A 702-nucleotide genomic window follows, 5' to 3' on the forward strand; every position below is an offset into this window, starting at 1 on the left:
TCTCCTGGTTCTTTATTGGTCTTAAATATCATTCTAATGATTCTTTTTTCCTTTACCCTTACCTTTCCCTTGGTGCTTTTTCTTTTGTTCTTTTTGTTGTTTCTTTTCTTCTTTATTCGGTTTCATAGCATTATTATTAGCAGGTTTTGCTTTGTTGATAATAGGTTTTGGCTTTGGCGGTACTTCTGCAGAATTAATCCCTCTAATATACAGTTCATTATTTACTCGATAGACACTGTTTGGCTGCTGAAAACTTGATGAATCCGTTCCAAATGACTGCATCATGGCTTTGAACATATACTTAGCAATAGGTGTCGTAGTTGCGGACATAAAGTTACCAGAACCGTTTTGTGCATATCCGGTCCAGACCGCCATGGTGTATTGCGGTGAATATCCAACGAACCAGCTATCATTTGTGGCATTGTCTGGGTATCCAAATTTCGCCCGGGTCTGTGGGTCAAAATTCGTTGTACCTGTCTTCCCTACCACATATAGGCCAGGAACATTGGCCATTGCACCACCACCATTTGTTACAACGGAACGTAACATATCTGTGACCATATACGCCGTGTAATCATGCATGACCCGTTTTGGTTTCTCCGTAAAATGAACGACTTTAGCATCAGGCAGGACCACTTTTTGAACAAAATGCGGTTTATTGTAGTTCCCTTTATTCCCGAATGCACTGTAGGCACCTGCCAT

1 protein-coding gene is annotated in these 702 nt (G+C 40.9%); it reads right to left on the reverse strand.

Annotated elements, in window-relative coordinates; translation table 11 throughout:
- Positions 1 to 33: 33 nt before the first annotated feature.
- A partial coding sequence (locus tag V7659_RS28990) for a penicillin-binding transpeptidase domain-containing protein (protein WP_335543507.1) occupies positions 34 to 702 on the reverse strand: 669 nt, incomplete at its 5' end.

It is taken from the genome of Neobacillus drentensis, assembly GCF_036966985.1.
GTDB lineage: Bacteria > Bacillota > Bacilli > Bacillales > Cytobacillaceae > Neobacillus > Neobacillus drentensis_E.